14 protein-coding genes are annotated in these 19,563 nt (G+C 51.4%); 8 read left to right on the top strand and 6 right to left on the bottom strand.

Annotated elements, in window-relative coordinates; translation table 11 throughout:
• Nucleotides 1-39 precede the first annotated feature (39 nt).
• The 5 genes from BLW37_RS05340 (at nucleotide 40) to BLW37_RS05360 (ending at nucleotide 5,275) form a co-directional block, all read left to right on the top strand.
• Nucleotides 40-303 carry a DUF4212 domain-containing protein gene (locus tag BLW37_RS05340; RefSeq protein WP_091340690.1) on the top strand — a complete coding sequence of 88 codons (264 nt, stop codon included), beginning with the start codon at nucleotides 40-42 and terminating at the stop codon, nucleotides 301-303.
• 3 nt (nucleotides 304-306) lie between these two features.
• Nucleotides 307-2,073 (top strand): sodium:solute symporter family protein, encoded by a 1,767-nt coding sequence (locus tag BLW37_RS05345; protein WP_091340694.1) that lies wholly within the window; start codon nucleotides 307-309, stop codon nucleotides 2,071-2,073.
• Nucleotides 2,074-2,160: 87 nt separating this feature from the next.
• The gene (locus BLW37_RS05350; protein WP_091340697.1) at nucleotides 2,161-2,673 is read left to right on the top strand and encodes a hypothetical protein; all 513 of its coding nucleotides are present in this window, start codon (nucleotides 2,161-2,163) and stop codon (nucleotides 2,671-2,673) included.
• A 113-nt stretch (nucleotides 2,674-2,786) separates the two neighbouring features.
• Nucleotides 2,787-4,610: a putative nucleotidyltransferase substrate binding domain-containing protein gene (locus BLW37_RS05355; RefSeq protein WP_091340701.1), complete on the top strand. Its 1,824-nt coding sequence runs from the start codon at nucleotides 2,787-2,789 to the stop codon at nucleotides 4,608-4,610.
• The gene (locus tag BLW37_RS05360) at nucleotides 4,610-5,275 is read left to right on the top strand and encodes a 3'-5' exonuclease (RefSeq protein ID WP_245785623.1); all 666 of its coding nucleotides are present in this window, start codon (nucleotides 4,610-4,612) and stop codon (nucleotides 5,273-5,275) included. Before BLW37_RS05355 ends, BLW37_RS05360 begins: the two co-directional genes overlap by 1 nt.
• Here the strand turns inward: BLW37_RS05360 and BLW37_RS05365 are convergent.
• Complete coding sequence (locus tag BLW37_RS05365) at nucleotides 5,272-6,417, bottom strand: mechanosensitive ion channel protein MscS (RefSeq protein ID WP_091340704.1); 1,146 nt, start codon at nucleotides 6,415-6,417, stop codon at nucleotides 5,272-5,274. The genes BLW37_RS05360 and BLW37_RS05365 overlap by 4 nt on opposite strands.
• A gap of 45 nt (nucleotides 6,418-6,462) precedes the next feature.
• A complete protein-coding gene (locus tag BLW37_RS05370) occupies nucleotides 6,463-8,691 on the bottom strand; it encodes a TonB-dependent receptor (RefSeq protein WP_171907553.1) in 2,229 nt (742 codons plus the stop codon).
• A 211-nt stretch (nucleotides 8,692-8,902) separates the two neighbouring features.
• Here BLW37_RS05370 and BLW37_RS05375 point away from each other — a divergent pair, with 211 nt between their 5' ends.
• Together BLW37_RS05375 and BLW37_RS05380 are read left to right on the top strand one after the other, a co-directional pair.
• On the top strand, nucleotides 8,903-15,478 hold the full coding sequence (locus BLW37_RS05375) for a response regulator (protein WP_091340712.1): 6,576 nt from the start codon (nucleotides 8,903-8,905) through the stop codon (nucleotides 15,476-15,478).
• A gap of 19 nt (nucleotides 15,479-15,497) precedes the next feature.
• Complete coding sequence (locus BLW37_RS05380; protein WP_091340717.1) at nucleotides 15,498-16,412, top strand: GGDEF domain-containing protein; 915 nt, start codon at nucleotides 15,498-15,500, stop codon at nucleotides 16,410-16,412.
• Nucleotides 16,413-16,467: 55 nt separating this feature from the next.
• Here BLW37_RS05380 and efp read toward each other — a convergent pair whose 3' ends face one another.
• From efp to BLW37_RS05400, 4 genes are read right to left on the bottom strand one after another with little or no spacing between them, the layout of a single operon-like run.
• Nucleotides 16,468-17,028, bottom strand: coding sequence for an elongation factor P (gene efp / locus BLW37_RS05385; RefSeq protein ID WP_091341087.1), 561 nt, complete (start codon nucleotides 17,026-17,028; stop codon nucleotides 16,468-16,470).
• Between the two features lie 21 nt (nucleotides 17,029-17,049).
• A complete protein-coding gene (gene earP, locus BLW37_RS05390; protein WP_091340721.1) occupies nucleotides 17,050-18,210 on the bottom strand; it encodes an elongation factor P maturation arginine rhamnosyltransferase EarP in 1,161 nt (386 codons plus the stop codon).
• Nucleotides 18,211-18,212: 2 nt separating this feature from the next.
• Complete coding sequence (locus BLW37_RS05395; protein WP_091340725.1) at nucleotides 18,213-18,590, bottom strand: hypothetical protein; 378 nt, start codon at nucleotides 18,588-18,590, stop codon at nucleotides 18,213-18,215.
• Nucleotides 18,590-19,141 carry a hypothetical protein gene (locus BLW37_RS05400; RefSeq protein WP_091341089.1) on the bottom strand — a complete coding sequence of 184 codons (552 nt, stop codon included), beginning with the start codon at nucleotides 19,139-19,141 and terminating at the stop codon, nucleotides 18,590-18,592. Before BLW37_RS05400 ends, BLW37_RS05395 begins: the two co-directional genes overlap by 1 nt.
• Before the next feature lie 168 nt (nucleotides 19,142-19,309).
• On the opposite strand from BLW37_RS05400, the gene BLW37_RS05405 reads away from it, so the two are divergent.
• Nucleotides 19,310-19,510 carry a DUF3185 family protein gene (locus tag BLW37_RS05405; protein WP_091340727.1) on the top strand — a complete coding sequence of 67 codons (201 nt, stop codon included), beginning with the start codon at nucleotides 19,310-19,312 and terminating at the stop codon, nucleotides 19,508-19,510.
• Nucleotides 19,511-19,563 lie beyond the last annotated feature (53 nt).

The following is a 19,563-nucleotide window of genomic DNA, read 5'->3' on the forward strand; positions in this document are numbered from 1 at the left end:
ACCGGAAGTGAACAAAAAGACAACAATGGGAGCACAACCATGGTAGAGCATAAAAAAAATGCCGCTGCATACTGGAAGGCCAATCTCAAGCTGATTTGGATCAGCCTGGCGATTTGGGCGCTGGTATCTTACGGCTTTGGTATCTTACTCCGCCCGTTACTGAGCGGAATTCCTGTAGGTGGGACTGATCTGGGTTTCTGGTTTGCCCAGCAAGGTTCCATCCTTACCTTTATCGGCTTGATCTTCTTCTATGCCTGGAGAATGAACAAGCTGGATAAAGAATTCGGCCTGGACGAGGAGTAAGTCATGAGCCAGTTTGCCATTAACTTAATTTTCGTCGGCGCATCCTTTGCGCTCTATATCGGTATCGCCATCTGGGCACGGGCAGGCTCTACCAAAGAGTTCTACGTGGCCGGTGGTGGTGTGAACCCCATCACCAACGGTATGGCAACCGCCGCCGACTGGATGTCTGCCGCGTCGTTTATTTCCATGGCGGGCCTGATTGCCGCCGGTGGTTATGCCTACTCCAGTTTCTTAATGGGCTGGACCGGTGGTTATGTCCTGCTTGCCATGCTGCTGGCCCCGTACTTGCGTAAATTCGGCAAGTTTACTGTGCCGGACTTTATCGGCGATCGTTTTTACAGCACCGGTGCCCGTCTGGTGGCCGTGGCCTGTTTAATCATTGCCTCCGTCACTTACGTGATCGGCCAGATGACCGGTGCCGGCGTGGCGTTTTCCCGCTTTCTGGAAGTGGAAAATGACACCGGCCTGATGATTGCTGCTGTGGTGGTCTTTATGTACGCGGTTATGGGCGGCATGAAAGGCATCACCTACACCCAGGTGGCGCAGTACGTGGTGTTGATCATTGCTTACACCATTCCAGCGGTGTTTATTTCACTGCAGCTGACCGGCAACCCTATCCCGCCGCTGGGTCTGTTCTCAACGCATACCGAGTCTGGCATGCCGTTGCTGCAAAAGCTGGATGAAGTCGTACGTGAACTGGGCTTCCAGGATTATACCGCCGATGTCAGCAACAAACTGAACATGGTGCTGTTTACCCTGTCACTGATGATTGGTACCGCGGGCTTGCCGCACGTGATTATTCGCTTTTTCACCGTACCCAAAGTAGCGGATGCGCGCTGGTCTGCTGGCTGGGCCCTGGTGTTTATTGCCCTGCTGTACCTGACTGCGCCTGCCGTCGCTTCTATGGCCCGTTTAAACCTGCTCACCACCATTTACCCGGCAGGCCCAACGGCTGAAGCCATTCATTACGATGAACGTCCGGACTGGATCCGTACCTGGGAAAACACTGGCTTGATCCGCTTTAATGATAAAAATGGTGATGGACGCATCCAGCTGTACAACGATGTGCCAGCATTCCAGGAAACGGCTGAAGCGCGTGGCTGGGCCGGTAACGAGCTGACCGTGAACAATGACATCCTGGTACTGGCCAATCCTGAGATTGCCAACCTGCCTGGCTGGGTCATTGGTCTGATTGCTGCAGGTGGTTTGGCTGCTGCGTTGTCAACGGCAGCAGGCTTACTGCTGGCAATATCCTCCGCTGTCAGTCATGACTTAATTAAGGGCTCAATAAACCCGAACATTAGTGATAAAGGAGAGCTGCTGGCGGCACGTATCTCGATGGGGGTCGCCATTGTGGTTGCTACCTGGCTCGGTATGAATCCGCCTGGCTTTGCTGCGCAGGTGGTGGCACTGGCCTTTGGTATCGCGGCGGCTTCTATCTTCCCAGCGCTGATGATGGGGATCTTCTCCAAGCGGGTCAACAGCAAAGGGGCTATTGCCGGTATGCTGGCAGGCTTAATCAGCACTGTGGTTTATATCTTCCTGTACCTGGGCTGGTTCTTTATCCCTGGCACTGCCACCTTCGCCAACGTGGAAGCCAACTGGTTGTTTGGCATCTCACCACTGTCGTTCGGTGCGGTCGGAGCTATGATCAACTTCGCAGTCGCCTTCGCAGTCTCTGCGATGACCGAAGAGCCACCACAGGAAATTCAGGATCTGGTCGAAAGCGTGCGCTTCCCACGGGGTGCCGGTGTGGCCACTGGTCACTAAACGCTGCAACTCTGTTATGCTAGACAGAGTCCTGTAAACCAACCGGGCTTTCCGACAGGAAAGCCCTTTTTTATCCACGAGGTACACATGTTTTGGGAATTGGTTGCTACCGTCTTTGCCGGTTTAGGTGCTGCTGGTCTGGCGTTGTCCGCCCGCTGGATCAGCCGGGGGAAATTAGCCCGCTGGTGGATCCCGGTCTCGGCCGGTGTCGGCATGATAGCCTTTCAGATCTACTCGGAGTACACCTGGTTTGATCATCAAAAGAGCCTGCTACCTGCTGGTGTTGAGGTGGTACGAAGTGCTGAGCAAACTGCCTTCTGGCGGCCCTGGAGTTATGTCTTTCCGCAAACGCTGCGCTTTGTTGCCGCCGATTTTAACCGGGCCGATGTCAATCAAATCAATCCGGAACTGGTGCGGTTGCCGTTGTACTTTTTTGAGCGACGCATGTCAGCCATCGCTGTCACCACCATCATTCACTGCGGTCAACTGGCCCGGGCAGATGAGCATGCGCAGTTGCAATTACCAGCGCCTGGTGAGCAAGTTGCCAATGACTGGTACCGGCTGGAACCCACCGATCCGCTGCTTCGTGCCTGTCGCTAAGGGTGCCATTCTGAACGCTTGTTGGGATGGCAGCTGTTCGACTAAAGTCGTCTGGTGCCCTGGCCACTCTGTTGCTAGATTAGTAAACAGATAGGAGTCATTGCAGGCACACGATGGAAGTCACTGAAGTCACCAAATTTCTGGCCGAAACCACCCCTTTTGATCAGTTGGATGCTGATCAATTGCAGGCGTTGGCGCGGCAGATGTCGGTGTACTACTTCCGGGCCGGTGAAGAAGTGAATACCGACAGCAACCGGCTGATGATTGTGCGTACCGGCGTGTTTTCCCTGTACAGCGATCAGCAACAATTGCTGACCAAGCTGCAAAGCGGTGATTTTTATGGCTACCAGCAATTGCTGACCGACTTAAGCGATCAAGATACCCTGCTGTGCGATGAAGACGGCCTGGTGTACTGGCTGACGGCCGAAGGCTTTCAGCAAATTCGCTATCAATTTAAAAACATTGAACTGTTCTTTCAGCGGCTGTTTGGTCGCCGGTTGCATCAGTACAAAGAACAGTCAACCAATCGTTTTACCTTAAAAATCAGCGATGTCGCCAAGGCCCGCAAAGTCAGCATCAGCCCGGATGCGACGGTGCAACAAGCAGCGGCGCAGATGACCGAACAACGGGTCTCGTCCTTGCTGGTCGAGCAGAACAACAAACTGGTGGGCATTATCACCGATCGTGATTTACGCAGCCGGGTGGTGGCTGAAGCACTCCCAGCCGATAGCCCGGTCAGCGACGTGATGACCAGCAAACCACACACCATTGATTTACACGCCTATTTGTTTGAAGCGGTGCAGCTGATGAGCCAGCACAATATTCACCACTTGCCCGTGCTCAGGGACGAGCATCTTTTTGGTATGATTACCGCTACCGATGTGATCCGGGCGCAGCAGGATCACCCGGTGTATCTAATTGGCGAAATTCATCGTCAGCACTGCGAAGAAGGTATTTTGCAGTGCGCCAGCCAGATTTTGCACCTTAGCCAAAGCCTGAGCAATCAACAGGTGCCGGCCCATGAAGCCAGCCATGTGCTGACTACAGTGACCGATGCACTGACCCAGAGCTGGATCAAACTGGCCCTGAAGCGGCTGGGCCCTGCCCCTTGCGTTTTTACCTGGCTTGGCTTTGGCTCCCAGGCCAGGATGGAACAAGGTTTAAACGCCGATCAGGACAATGCCCTCTTGCTGGAAAAAGAGCCGGAAGGCGAGATAGCAGCCTACTTTGAGCAACTGGCCAACATCGTCTGCGATGGTTTGAATGAATGCGGCATTGTCTACTGCCCTGGCAATATCATGGCCAGCAATCCGGAGCTACGGCTTAGCTTAAAGGGCTGGTCGAAACAGTTTGCCCGATGGATCCAAACACCAACCCAGGAGGCTTTGCTTAAATCCAGCATCTTTTTCGATTTGCGGCCAATTTATGGCAGTAAAAGCCTGTTCAATGCCCTGCAGCAGGACATACTGGCCCGCACCAAAGACAAAGCCGTGTTCTTGTACCATTTAAGCCACAATGCGCTCAAAGGCACGCCACCACTGGGCTTTTTTAAAACCTTTACTCTGGAACGGGATGGTAAGCAGAAAAAAGGTCTGGATTTAAAGAAACGCGGCCTGATCCTGATTACCGATATGGCCCGCATCTACAGTTTAAGCAAAGGCATTAGCGCTATTAATACCCGCCAGCGTCTGATCCAACTGGCTCAGCAAAAAGTGATGGATGCTAAAGACAGCCAAAACCTGCTGGACGCTTTCGATGTGCTGGCGCAACTGCGTTGGGACAAACACCAACACGATATAGCGCAAGGCCATGAAGCCTCCAACCTGCTGGATCCTGCCGTACTATCCGGTCTGCAGCGGCATCAGCTCAAAGATGTGTTTGAAGTGATCAATCAGGCGCAGAGCCAGATGAAATATCGCTTTTGCAGGGAGCTTTGATGATGTTTGGTTGGTTTAAAAATCCTCCACTCCCCATGAATGAAATCGTTCGCAACTACGAGAATACTCCGCAGCCATCTCCAAAAACAGCCCTGTCTGAGGTCAACTTTCTGGTACTGGATTTGGAACTTACCGGGCTGGATGCGAAAAAAGATCACATCGTCAGTGCCGGCTGGGTACCCATTCGCCACCAGGAAATCATGCTGGGAGACAGCGCTCATTATCTGGTGAAATCGCCGATAGGCGTTGGCCAGAGTGCCGTGATCCATGGGGTGCATGATCACCAGCTAAAAACCGGCATGGAGCTGTGCGAGCTGATGGCCATGCTGCTGCAAAGCTATCCGGGCTATGTACTGGTGGCACATCATGCCCAAATGGATCTGGCCTTTTTAACCATGGCCTGTGAGCGCTGCTTTGGCCGCAGCCCCAAATTTAAAGCCATTGATACGCTAAAAATTGAATGGCAACGCCTGCACAACAAAGGCAAGGTACTAACCCGCGATATGCTGCGCCTTAGCAGCTGTTTAGAGCGGCACAAGCTGCCCAAAGCACCGCAGCACCATGCGCTGGCCGATGCCTTTGCCTGCGCCCAGCTGCTGCTCAGCCAAATCCGTCAGCATAGCAGCAGCATGACCCTCGGCGAACTGCAAAATTTGTCGCGCTAACTATCGGTCTTGTTCAGCTGAATATCGGTATCAAAACCAAACAGCTTGCCACTCCAGATAAAGAATAACAAAACAATCACGCCAAAAGGCAGGTAGCCAAAATAGCCCAGCAGTGGCATTTCCGAAAACAGGTGGATCACATTCAGATAAGGGATGTTGTACACCCAGTAATTCGGATTGGTGATGCTGTCGGTAACAAAATAATTGCTGCCAAAATTCCAGAACTCCCAGAACAAGCCGTTGAGCATCGAGGATACTGCAATCAATACCCCGGCAGTCCAGTTGCCTTTGGCGATATCAGTAAAAGGCGTCCAGATAGTCAACCGCTGCAAGCAACCAATCAGTACCAAAAAGGGCCCAATCCACACCACCCAGAACATCGGGTAAGGCCAGATCACCATGGCAGCCAACAGCACCAAACCAAGGCCAATCAGTAGATTGGCATTGAGTGGCATCTTAGGGCCATTCTGGTAACGGGCCACCAGTTTCGGAAAGGTATTGAGCAGGCAATACCATTGAAACAACACTGGCGTCACTGTACTGTAGGTTAGCAGAAACTCGAAGCTGAGCAGTTGCTGCGACCAGGGAGCTGCCGCCGTATGCGGGTAGTACCAGTTTTCCAGCACAAAATAATCGAAAAACTCAAAGTAAACCCAGCCCAATACAGAAATCAGACCGGCAATGGCAAGTAACTTCGGCTTACTGGAAAACAGCGAGCGGCCATTGTTGCGGTGATACACCAGACCATCGAGTACAAAAATAAAGCCCCACCACAGCGGCGTAAAAGACCAGTACACCAGATTGCCAAACAAGGTGGAGTGTGACCACATCAGCCACCAGAAAAACAGGGTGACCACAGCGCCAGCCCAGAACCACCAAGGCAAAGGCTTTTTTGCCGCCGCAGGGCCGGGTGTTGCGCCTTTAAAACCAAAGGCTTTGGGCCACAGCACCAGAGCACTGATAAAAACAGCGCCAGCAGCAACCAGTAAAAACACCCAGCCATTAAAGCCAGGTGCATCGCCCTGAAATTGCGGTGGAAAGACACCAAAACCCGGTGGCAGATGCTCCGGATAAACAAACCAGGCAACCGCCAGCGGCACCAGCAAAGTAGCCAGAATTGGCCAGAGTAATTGAATACGCATTGAAGCTCCCTTTATGATCATTATTCAGGGAGCTTGGCGCACAACTCAGAACTGGTAACTTAGCTCAATGCCAAGCTGCCTTGCCTCACCACGCAGCTGTGTATAGGCTCCCAACGCCGCTACCGAGTCAAACTTAAGCTCGGCATATTTTTGATTAAACAGGTTTTTTCCCCACAATGCCAGTTCTAAATCCGAGCTAAGCTGCCAGCCCAGCCGGCCATGCCAAAGGGCATAGCCATCCTGACGGGCATAAGGATCTTGGTATTGATCAAAATAGATAGCCGACTGGTAACGCACGCCAAACTGCCAGTTGAGCGCTTGCTTTGCAATCGACAGCTGTTGCTCAATACTGGCCCCCAGCGTCCATTTGGGGGTAAAAGGCAAGCGGGTATCGGAAACAAACACATCGCCCTGACGGTACTCGCCAAGTTTCGCCAACGGAATATAGCCTACACTTAGCTGCAGCTCTGTGCTGGCAGCAGGCCGGTAACGCCAATCAGACTCCAACCCGGCAACACGACCATCCCCGGCGTTTTTCAATACATGGTAAGGAGCCGTACCACTGCTGATATTGACGAAAGTTTGCTGATCACGGTAATCGTAGTAAAACAGCGCCAGCTCCCAGAATAAACTGGCATCAGCCGAGCGCCAGCGACTGCCCAGCTCCCAGGCATGCAGGTATTCGGGATCGTAGGCCGAGTCGGCCGCTTCTTCCGGGCTGGAAGAGAAGCCAGCATTGTAGCCACCACTTTTATAGCCGCGCGAGTAACTGTAATAGAGGCTGTGACGCGGGTTTAACCGCTGGATCAGGGCCAACTTACCGGTCCACTCGGTATCCGATACTTTACCGCTCAAATCCCAAAAATCATTCAGGTAAAACGCCACCGTATCCAGATCAGCATTGGCATGATAACGGGTTTGCTCATCGGTCAGGCGCAGCCCGGCAGTCAATTGCCAGTCACTGGTCAGTTGCTGCTCCATCTGGGCATAAGCCGCCATGGCTTCATTCTGCAGACGATTGCGGTAGATAAAGGTAGCAGGTACAGCCGCAAGCTCGGGCACTGCCCTGAAATCACGGAATAAGTCCAGCTCATTGCCCTGCACCAAGCGCTCATTCAGGTAAAACAAACCAGCAGTCCAAAAACGCTCTGGTTGCTGCCAAAACCAGGTTACTTCCTGGCTAAAGAACTCATTATCCGAGCCCAATATACCTTCAATGAACTGACCCGGTCCATCGGCATCCCAGGAGTGAAAACGATTGAAGCTTTTGTAGGCACTGATAGACTTGACACTCACGCTATCCGACAAGGCACGCTCAAGCTGCAAACTGGTGCCCCAGCTGTCGGTGCGGTTGCGTTTGTGCCCTGTATTGGCACTGGTGGTCCAATAATCATCGCTTGGCACTGAAAACCCAAAGTTATCGACACAATGACGGCTACCTACTTCCGCCGGGCTGCAACGCTCGCCACTCGCCAGATCGCTAAAAACACCAGCACTGTACACCGGTTTGGGCTGACCAGACCAATGTTCGGAATGCAAACGCCACAGCAATGACCAGCCCAGCCACTCACTGCTTAGCAGCAAACGGAAGCTGGCCTGCTCCATACCGCCGCCATCGGCGCCGGGAAACAGATTGGTCATGCTGTATTGATAATCCTGCCAATTAAAGGCAAAACGGGCTGCGGTGCTCTCTCCCAGAGGTGCATTGACCGCGCCTTGCAGGCGGTAACTTTGCTGTTCAGCCGCACTAGCGCGAAAGTAGCCGGAAAACTGATGCTCTGGCAGGCGCGATCGCAATAGCACAGCACCACCGGTGGTATTGCGGCCAAACAAGGTGCCCTGTGGGCCACGCAAGACCTCTACCCGCTCAAGGTCAAACAGCTGACCGGTCAGAAAATTAGCACCCCCACTGACAACCTCATCGCTGTAGATGGCGATAGGCGATACGGTCGAGGTATTGTAATCGAACATACCGACGCCACGCAGGGTAAAAGCTGGCGTAGTGCCTTCAGCGGCCGCTTGGCTGGCAATAAAGTTCGGGACCAGAGTTGCCAGTTCAACCGCATCTTTCAACTGACGTTGCTGCAGGTAGTCGCCATCAATAAGCGTGACAGCGACTGAGACATCATGCAGATCCTGGCCACGGCGCTGCGCGAAGACTTCAAGACGCTCCACATCATCCCTATTGGCAGTGGCCGCTTGTTCAGCCAAAACGATGGGGCCAAAGCAACTCAAAGCAACAGCAGCGGCGGTGACTGAATGGCGAGTCAACATAATCATTTCCTGGTCAGGTGCGTCCCGGCACAGTGTGTATGCTGCCGTACCCCTTCGGCAAACTGGTACTTTAGTTCAATTTGAAATAGTATCGGACTCTCGTTTACAACTCAAACGATATTCCTGAGTGACGATGCAATCTGTCTGCTGCACTTTATTGTTTGACCGAATAGGATTAAGCTTATCTCGATGAGGTTAAAGGCAGAGACCGATGCACCAACTTGCTGAATTCAGTCCTATCAATGAGCTGGCCCCCTTAGGTTCTGAACATCGGGTTTTTCAAGCAGAACATGCAGAGTTTGGCAAGGTGTTCTTGCTGCAGCAAGCAAGGCCGAACGTCAACAGGTTGCAGCAAGGCAGACCTGACTTTCTTGCGCCCTCTCTGGCCGAATTTGAAGAGGAACACTGGTATTATCAGGTGTTTTCAGCAGCGCAATGCCCACTGAGCTTTAGCCAACTGCAACAACATATCCAATCACAAGGCCAGCATGTAGCGCTTAACGCTATCATCGGCCTTACCCGACTGTTGTTGCAAGCCCATCTGGCTGGTTATATTTTCAAAGAGTTATGTGCCGAAGCATTGTTTTGGTCCAAGGATGGTAACCAGGTTTTATTGCTGAGCTGCCCCCAGGCATCCACCTTGCAAACCGTTCGTCCGGGCCTTGGCAAGGCAACCTTAACCTTGCAAAGCTTACGAACCCTGGCTCCAGAAGCCAGTGGCAGGATCAATTCCCCGCTGGATCAACGCGCCGATTTATACAGTTTGGGGGTCCTTGCCTATGCGTTGCTGGCAGGTGAGTTTCCTTTTGCCCAGCAAGATCCTCTGGCTTTAATTCACGCTCATATTGCTAAAATTCCCAAGCCTTTAACGGAGCAACAAACGGCAAAGGATGACCGTTTGCAACTCATTATCCAGGCATTGTTGCAAAAAGATCCTAACCACCGCTATCAGTCCGTAGCGGCCGTGCTTGATGACTTCGAAAGATGCCTCCAGCCCGACCATGAAGAAAGCCCGTTCACGCCTTCCCTGCATAGCGGCATGCAGCGCCTGCCTTTCTCTGACCATCTCTACGAGCGGGAACAGGATGTCGACACCCTGCTGCAGGCTTTTAACCAGATCAGTCGTGGTGCTGGCAGTCAACTGGTAGTGGTCCGTGGCTATTCAGGCTCAGGTAAAACCAGCCTGATTGAACAATTACCACCGAAAACCTTGGGGACCGATAGTTTCTTTATTCAGGGCAAGCAAGATCAATACCTGCAGAATCGATTTTACTCTGCCTTAAGTGCTGCGCTGGCGCAGCTGGCCGAGGCCATTTTGCAAGAGCCGGCTGACGCCCTGCAGCATTGGCGTCAACAACTCCAAGATGCCGCTGCAGGTGATGCGCACCTGCTGTGTGAGCTGGTACCAGAATGGCAACCTTTATTGCAACCAGAAATGCATGCCCAGTATCAGGCAACAGGTATTACCGAGTTAAGACGTTTCGACCAACTGACCTTTCGTTTGCTGCATGTGGTTGCAGCACAAGGCTACAGTTTGATTCTGTTTTTGGATGACTTGCAATGGGCTGATAGAGCTACATTGCGCTGGCTGGAGCAACTGGCCAAAGAAGGTGATAAGTTACGTCTACTTCTGCTGCTCAGCTATCGTGACAATGAAGTGCAGGACCAGCATCCACTGAGCTTCACCCTCGACGCCCTAAAGCGAAGTGGACTGGAGCAACACCAGCTGGAGCTAAAGCCTTTATCCAGCCAGTCAATTTTACAGCTGGTGTCTGATACGCTGCAAACCAGCCCCGATGAGGTAGTCACCCTGGCTGAGTTGTTGCTGCAAAAAACCAGCGGCAACCCATTTTATCTAAAACAATTGATGCAAAAGTTGTATGAAACTCAGCTATTGCAACACGAACAATCCACAGGCTGGCATTGGGATAGCAAGGCCATTGCGCAACTTAACATCACCGACAATCATGCTGCCATTACCTCAGAGCGTTTGTCCCGATTTTCAGTTCGAATACAACATTTATTTCAATGGATAGCTTTGCTGGGCGAAAGCGCCAGCATGCAACAACTGGCAGAGCTGGCCGAGATTAGTTTATCTGGACTTGAACAGGAGCTAACCGAGGCCATTAACAGCGGCATTCTGATTGCTTATACCACAGCTGATGGCAAAGCATTGGATGCCGTTCGTTTTGCGCATGATCGCTTGCAGCAAGCTGCATTTCAACTGAGCGATCAGGCCAATTTGCAGCAGCTGAACTTACAGATTGCATTGCATCAATACAACAAGCTGTCACCAGAACAACAAAACTCGGAAGTACTGGGCTACATTCATCATTTCAACGCAGCCTTACCGTTAAGCCTGACCCACTGCACTGCCGAGCGCTTGGCAGAGCTCAATCTATTGGCGGGTCAAAAAGCGCTCTCCAGCAATGCCTATCACAGTGCCCAGCGCCTGTTCCAACAAGCAAAGTCACTGCTGGAACAGCAAGCTAAACCACGGCTACAGACAGACATATTGCTTGGACTGGCCCGCAGTGCCTACCTTAGCCAGCACTATGAGCTCGCTTGGGAGAACTGCCAGCAACTGGCAGCGGTCTGTCAGGAGCCAGTGCAACGCCTGCAAAACTGCCAGCAACAAGTACTGATTTTATTTGCTCAGAACCAGCTGCATGAAGCTTATGATCTGGCCAGTCAAGAATTGCAAGCCGTTGGTCTGGATATTTGTATTGATGAAAGCATCATCCGGCAGTACCCAGAGCTATTGAAAGAATACGACGCCGATAGTATCTCCAGCCTGCTGCAGCGACCCGAAGTCAAAGACCCGTTGCAACTCCAAGTCATGGAAATCCTCGGTATGCTGTTCACAGTGGCATACATTATTAGCCCACTGCACTATATGACAGTAAGCTATCAGCTGATGGCCATAAGCCTTCGACAGGGACACAGCAATGGCTCAGCATTGGCCTATCTTGGTCATGCCATGCACTTAATAGCGCTGTTTGGTCAGTACGACAAAGCACTGGAATTTGCCGATCTGGCACTGCAGGTCGATGCCGGTTTCACAGGTAAATTTAGGGCTCAGCTGCACTTTCAACGAGCCGCGGCCGTGTTGCCCTGGAATGCCCCGCTGGCAGACTCGCTCGAAGCCCTGGATGAAAGTCAGCAACTGGGCCTGAAAGATGGCCAACTTGAGTACGCGGCACACTCAGTACTTTTTGCCAGTTTTTACCGGGTACTGAGTGGACAAGCTCTGGACAAGGTTCAGCGCTATGGCGAGCAAAGTATTCAATTCCTGACCGAGAAGCAGTTCCCCTATAATCTGGCTTTTTGTCAGCTGTGGCATCAATCGACCCTGGCCCTGCAAGGGCCTGCTGAGAGCGCACATTTGCTGGAAGGGGATAGTTTTCGTGAATCAACTCAATTATCCGACCTGCAACAACCACACAATACCACTTTATTGTTTTGTTACCATCAACTGAAGCTGATGCATGCATACTGGTTTGACACCGGCGAAGAAGCAACGCACCTGCAGCAAGCCGAGCCCCTGGTGGATGTGGCGTTGGCTTTATACCACCAAACTGAGTTCCACTTTTTCCGTGGTTTAGCTGCCGCCAGGCAACTGAAAATAGTGCCTGATGACCCACAGCAATCATGGCAGCAGCGGCTACAGGACAGCCTGGAAAAACTGCAAAACTGGGCCAAACAATGCCCACAAAACTATCAGCATAAAGTGCTGTTGCTGCAAGCCGAGCAAGCTGCACTAGAACATCAGGCGAATGCCTGGCAGCTCTACCAGCAAGCCATTGTCAGCGCGGAGCAACAAGGCTTTTCACAGCATTTGGCGCTAGCCCACGAGTTGGCAGCAGATTACTGGCAGCGTCAACAGCAACCGACCTATGCTCTGGCACACAGGGCAGCAGCTACCAGCAGTTATCTGAGCTGGAAATGCCTGGCGAAGGCTGAACAGCTGCAGCAGAAATACCCAGAGCTGAAACAACACCCCTTGCTGCAATCGCAACAGGAAAGTCAGGTCGACCAGCAATTGGATCTGGCATCGGTGTTAAAAGCCGCAGAAACACTGACCGGACGAGTGGATCTGGATGCATTTTTACTTAGGATGTTGCAGCTGATGGCAGAAAATGCCGGCGCCGAAGATGCTTGCCTGTTGATGTTGTCGGAAACAGATCAACTTCAGTTGCAAGCCTGTACGCTGGCGAAACCTCCCCTGTTGCCCGAAAAATTGCTGAATCTGGTGCAACGCAGCAAAACAAGCAGGCTGATCAACGATACCAGCCAGAGCAGCATTTTTACCGCCGTCGAGAACCGTCCTTGCGCCGTGCTTTGCATTCCCATTGTAGTGAGTGACAGCTTCCGCGGTATTCTTTATCTGCAACATCAAAAGCTGATAGGTGCCTTTCAGCAAGAACGCGTTAAGGTGTTGCAGTTGTTGGCTAACCAAACCGCTATTTTGTTTGAAAACACCCGTTTATCGCAACAGTTGCTGGAAGCCAACAAGAACCTGGAACAAAAAATCGCCAGCCGCACCCGTGAGTTGGCCCAAGCAAAAATCCGCGCTGAAGCGGCTACCGAGGCAAAGTCAGCTTTCCTGGCCAGAATGAGCCATGAAATTAGAACACCTATCAATGCCGTGATTGGTTTAAGCCGTCTAGCTAGTAAAAGCTGTCAGGATCCGGAACAGCAGGATTACCTGAAAAAGATTCGTGGTTCAGGCGAGATGCTGCTAAGTCTTATCAACGATATTTTGGATTTTTCCAAGGTAGAGGCTGGCAAACTCACTCTGGAAAAAAATCGTTTCTCGCTCAGTCAGGTGGTACAACAAGCCATTCATATGACTGCGCTCAAAGCCCACAGCAAAGGACTGGAGTTGGTATCGGATTTATCGGCCGAAATTCCTGCCGAGTTGATAGGCGACTCACTACGTATTCAGCAATTGCTGGTAAACCTGCTGAACAATGCCATTAAGTTTACCGATACGGGCTCTGTCTGCCTGATGCTGCATGGCAGCAGGCAACCTGAAGGCCGTTACAAACTGCATGGTTCAGTCACCGACACCGGCATCGGTATGACCGAGCAGCAACAACAAAAATTGTTTAAGTCGTTTAATCAGGCCGATGAATCCATTACTCGCAGGTATGGTGGTTCCGGCTTGGGATTGACTATCTGCAAACAGTTGTGTGAACTGATGCAGGGCGAAATCTGGCTGGAAAGTGAGGCAGGTTATGGTACCACCTTTTACTTCACCATCGAGTTGAGTGTATCGGCCGTGCAGCCCAGCCAAAAACACCACGCCTTGGCAAAACGTCAGTTAAAAGCTTTAGTGGTAGACGATATGGCTCTGACCCGCATGGTGTTGCTCAAACAACTGGATGAATTGGGAGTTCAGGCTGAGCAATGCAGCAATGGCATGGATGCGATTGAACGGATAGAAAAGGCCGAAGCAAATCAAACCGCCTATGACTTTGTACTGATGGATTGGCGCATGCCCGGTATGGATGGTATCGAAACCACGCGCAGCATCCAACAACGGCTTGGTTCAAGAAGCCCGCATATTTTAATGGTATCGGCCTACGACAAAGCCCAGGCCAAAGCCAGTATGGCCGATGTGACGATTGAACACTTCCTGGAGAAGCCGGTCAATTACTCCATGTTGCTGGATGCCATCAGTCCTTTATTGTATCAGCAGCAAGCTGGCGACAGCGAACAAGCAACACCGGAGCAAAATCTGGTACCCGATCTGAGCCAGAAGCGCTTGCTGTTGGTGGAAGATCACCCGATCAACCGCCAGGTTGCACTCGGTTTCTTGCAAGACACCAACGCACAGATCGACTGCGCTGAACATGGCCTCGCCGCCTTGCAATTGCTTCAACAGCAGCACTACGATCTGGTGCTGATGGACATTCAAATGCCGCAAATGGATGGCCTGACTGCTTGTCGGAAAATACGCCAGGAGCTCAAGCTAACGTCTTTACCCGTGATCGCAATGACTGCTCATGCATTACCGGATGATATTGAAAAAAGCCTGGCAGTGGGAATGAATGCTCATCTAACCAAACCCATCGAGCCGGAACAGCTCTATCAAACCCTGCAGAGCTTTTTGGGAGTCAGAATGCTGGCTGTTGCACCAGGCAACACTTCCCCCAGAGCTGAACCAGCCGACCAGATTGTGCCTGCACCCAAAGGTGCAGAGCAAGAGTCGCTACTCAATGAGCTGAAGGCTCGCACAAACCTCGGGCCTCAAGCGGCTATCTATCCAAGCCTACTGCATATATTTTACAATGAACATAAGGGGTTACCAGGGAAGCTACGCCATCAACTTCAACATCAGGATATCAATGGCCTGCTGCGGGAAATGCACTCACTGAAAGCGGCGGCTGCTTATATTGGTGCCTTTCACATTGCGGAGCAATGCAATCAAATGGAAGCCCGGCTTCGAGATCCACAACCCGATTGCAGCGCTTTACCTCCCCTGCTGATGCAACTTGAACAATTGCTTGAGCTGCTAGCAAGCAAACTGCAACAGCTTGAACCGCCTGCCAAGCAAACTCTGAGTAAAGCGGAATTTAAACAAGAACTTCTGCAGTTAAAGCCAATGCTGGAACAATCCGACTTTGCAGCTGATCGCCTGTTGGAGCGGCTGATGGAATTGAGCAAAGCCTCTGAATTCTATGCAAAGATTGCAGAACTGAGCCATACTGTAGCCGATGTGGAGTTTGAACTGGCTAGCCAACAACTGCAGGCGTTGCTGCAGCAATTGGAAACAGAATAGCAAGGATGTAATAGAAAACATGAGCGAACCAGCCCCTGGCAGACAACGTGTCTTGATCATCGATGATCAGAAAACCAACCTGAAAGTTCTTGGCGATATTTTACGTCAGGATGTCGATGTGATGCTGGCACAATCGGCAGAGCAAGGCTTGCGAAAAGCCATTGAGTATCAACCCGACTTGATTTTACTGGATGTGCTGATGCCAGAAACCAGCGGTTTTGAATTGATAAAAACCCTCAAACACCAGAGCCTGACCAGCGGCATCCCGGTGATCTTTATAACCGCCCTAAATGACAGCAGCCACGAAGAGCAAGGCCTTCACTTGGGTGCCTGCGACTACATATACAAACCTTTTCATACCGCCATCGTACAGGCACGGGTACGTTTGCACTTGCAACTGGCTCGACAACGCCGAATGTTGGAGCAGCTGGCCCACATCGACCCGCTGACCGGCATTGCCAATCGCCGTAAATATGCCCAGGTGCTGGATCTGTACTGGCGAAGTGCAGCACGGCAACAAAGCTCACTAAGTATCGTCATGTTGGATATTGACCATTTTAAAGAATACAACGACCATTACGGTCACGCCGCGGGCGACAAAGTATTGCATCTGGTGGCCAACACGTTAAAAAACAGCCTGAAGCGACCGAATGACTTTATCGCCCGCTATGGTGGCGAAGAGTTTGTGATTTTGTTGCCTGAAAGCAACGAAGATGGCAGTCGTCAACTGATTGAGTTTTGCTTGCAACAAGTCAAAGACTTGCACATTCCCCATGATTATTCCCCAGTCAGCGACATCATTACACTGAGTGCCGGCGGTGTCAGCTGCATGCCGGCGCAACACCAACAGCTAGAAGCCGCCATTAAGCCTGCCGATGACATGTTGTACCAAGCCAAGCAACAGGGTAAAAATCAGCTGCGCTGGGCGAACTAGCCCACAAAACAAACAGGGAGCCGAAGCTCCCTGTGACTAGCAATACGTCAAACAATTAGTTTTTCGCGCGACTACGGTATTCGTCGGTGCGGGTATCAATTTCGATGCGATCGCCGGTTTCTACGAAAGCTGGCACCATCAGTTCAAAGCCAGTATCCAGTTTGGCTGGCTTCATTACCTTACCGGTGGTATCGCCTTTAGCAGCAGGTTCGGTGTAAACCACTTCCCGAATGACGATGGTTGGCAAATCAACAGAAATTGGACGCTCCCCGTAGAACACCAAGGTACACTGCATACCGTCACCCAGGTACTTCAGCGCACTTTCCATGTTTTCTGCTTCCACTTCGAACTGGTTGTATTCTTCGTCCATAAAGACATACATAGGATCGGCATAGTAAGAATAAGTGACTTCTTTGTTTTCCAGAATCACTTGTTCAAACTTGTCATCAGCGCGGTATACGGTTTCAGTACCTTGGCTGTTCAGCAGGTTTTTCAGCTTCATTTTAACAACAGCCGAGTTACGGCCAGACTTGTTGTATTCCGCTTTTAAAATGACCATTGGCTCGCTGCCAACCATAATAACCTGGCCAGCACGTAGCTCTTGAGCAGTTTTCATCATAATAGTAGTTTCTTCTTACTAGGAAAAATTTGGCGTTAGTATAAATTTTTTTTCAACAAAACGCACCAGATTCTTTGCCAGATCGCCCTGTTTACAGAGTTCATTACGCCAGCCAAGGCAGTGCATCTGCCATTCAGGGAGAAGCGCTAACAGTTGCTGCCAGGGAGAAACAACGTCTTCTTGCTGATTCCAGTGCAACCAGAACTGCCATAACGCCTGCTGTAAGTCTGCAGGCATGCCTTGAACAAAGTGCTGCCAGAATGCGGTTAGCTTTTCAAGGTGAGCGTCCTCAGCCTGACGGTACAATTGCCAGACAAAAGGTTTCCCGGCCCATAGCGCCCGCACCAACGAGTCTTCACCCCGCACGAAATTGACATCCGCACACCACAACAGCTGATCAAACTGCTGTTGATTAATAAAAGGTAACAGCTGCAGGCTAAGATTTCCTAATGCAAGCGAACGGCAACGTACCAGCTGAGGGAACAAAGTACGCAGCTCATTCGCCAAAGCGCCTTCCGGCACCAAACAGAGTTGCGGTATGCTTGCTTGCCCCCAGGCAGTTAGCAACGGCATTAGTTCAAGGTGGCTGTAGGCAAACAGAAAAATCAGGCGCTGATAGCGCTGTGGCTGCTCAATACCCAGCTCGTTGAGCAAGCGGGCCTTGCCGCCTTGCTGTAACCAGGCCGTCATGGTTTCTACAAGGTTGTGCTCCCGCAGTAAACCACCGGTCCCTTTGACAAAGCCAGGAAAGAAAAAATGCTTTTGCAGCGGCAGTTGCGGATGAGGTGATGGCAACGCATGGCAGTCCAACACCCAGTCCTCGGCCGATAAATACTCCAGATTCAACCAAACCGGCTTGGTAGCTGCTGCTGCCATTTGCTGCACATACAGCTTCGGTAAATCGCAGGCAAAGGCTTCAATCACCACCTGAGCACAACCAGCTTGGTGCAGCAAAGCATTCACCTCATCAGTCCAGTGCCACACCTCGATACCTTGCGTTAAAACTTGCCTGGCAAGCTGCGGCTGCACCTCAGGACAAATGCACTGAAAGCTTTGCAAATCATCAACCCATAACCGTATCTGGCAGCCATGTTCAGCTTGCAGCTGCTTTGCCAAACGCCAGCAGACGCCAATATCCCCAAAGTTATCGATCACCCGGCAAAAAATATCCCAGCGCATGCTCACTGCCCCAGTATCAGTCGAAGCAGAGCACCAAAACCAACCCGCAAAGCCAATACCATAATAGCCAGCCAAATCAGACTGGTCATCACAGCCAGCAGCGAATACCCCAAACGAATCAAACGAATTTTCAACCGCGATAAAAAGCCTTTCTGTCCATCCAGTGACGGTGCGGGGCTTGCGAATAGCTTAATAACCAGCAGGCACCCAAGCAAAGCCAGCATCACCAGCAACCAGAACAACACTGTGCTTTGATGCGGTTGGTCGGAACCAAGCACCTGCCAGAAAAACACCAGGCCGCTCCCAGCGGCCAGCAGTAAAATCAACCAGAATGCTGGCTGCAATAGCCGGGCAAGGCGGTGATAAATGTTCAGCATCATCAAAAATCCTTTCTGTACGGCTTGGTTTGCTGCTTAGGTAAGTGCCGTGGCGGGTAAAGTGCCAGCAAGCCGGACTCACCCTGCATATCGCCAATCACCCACACCTGTTCGAATGGATGGGTTTTCGGTAAGTGCAGTTTCGGAAAATGCGCCAGCATCTCCTCTTTCGTCCATAACGGATTGGCATTGCGGATCACCAGCCAAACGCGCTCGCTGTCGTAACGTTTTTCTGCCTTGCTGGCCAGTAAACTGTTGAGCGCTGCGACCAGGCGAGCCTCTGCCGGCATACGCATCAGTTGCAACAGCTCACGGTGAGTGTGCGGGCTAAGTTCGCGCCCAAGGATGTGCATGGCTTCCGCCTCACTGCCATACAAATGCGCGATTTCCAAATCCAGTTTCTGGTGATCATAGTAACAGGAAACATCCGGCCGTCGTGGCTCGTTGTGCCAGATGTGGCGCATCTTAATGCCAAAACGTCGCTCATAGAGGCGCATAAAAATTCGGGCCGCTTCATGCTCCAGCTCTATTTTTTCATCACGACCGGATACCATGCACATGCCTCCAAAACCTGCGTATCACACTAAGCTTTTCAAAATAGTACGCAATTTTCCAACGCTCGACTAGGCTTATAGCCAGGTAACCTCAAAAACAGATGTCAGCCGGAGTCTGATGGGGGTGACTGGGTTATCAGATCCATACTTTCAATCAGGGAGAAGAAGATGCAACGAATTATTGGCATAGCAGCCCTTGTCGCAGGCGCTATTTTACTTTACTTTGCCTACACCGAATACCACTCAACCGCGTCTCAAATTACCGAGGCGATTACTGGCAACCCAACCGACAACACGGTGCTTTATATGGTATCTGGTGCCGTTGCCGTGGTCATTGGTCTTGGCCTATTGCTTCGAAAAGGTCGTTAAGCAAAAACTCCTGACTTTAAAACATAAGGGCCATCGCATGGATGGCCCTTATT

Origin of the sequence: Alkalimonas amylolytica, assembly GCF_900107845.1 — a bacterium.
Classification (GTDB): Bacteria; Pseudomonadota; Gammaproteobacteria; order Enterobacterales; family Alteromonadaceae; genus Alkalimonas; species Alkalimonas amylolytica.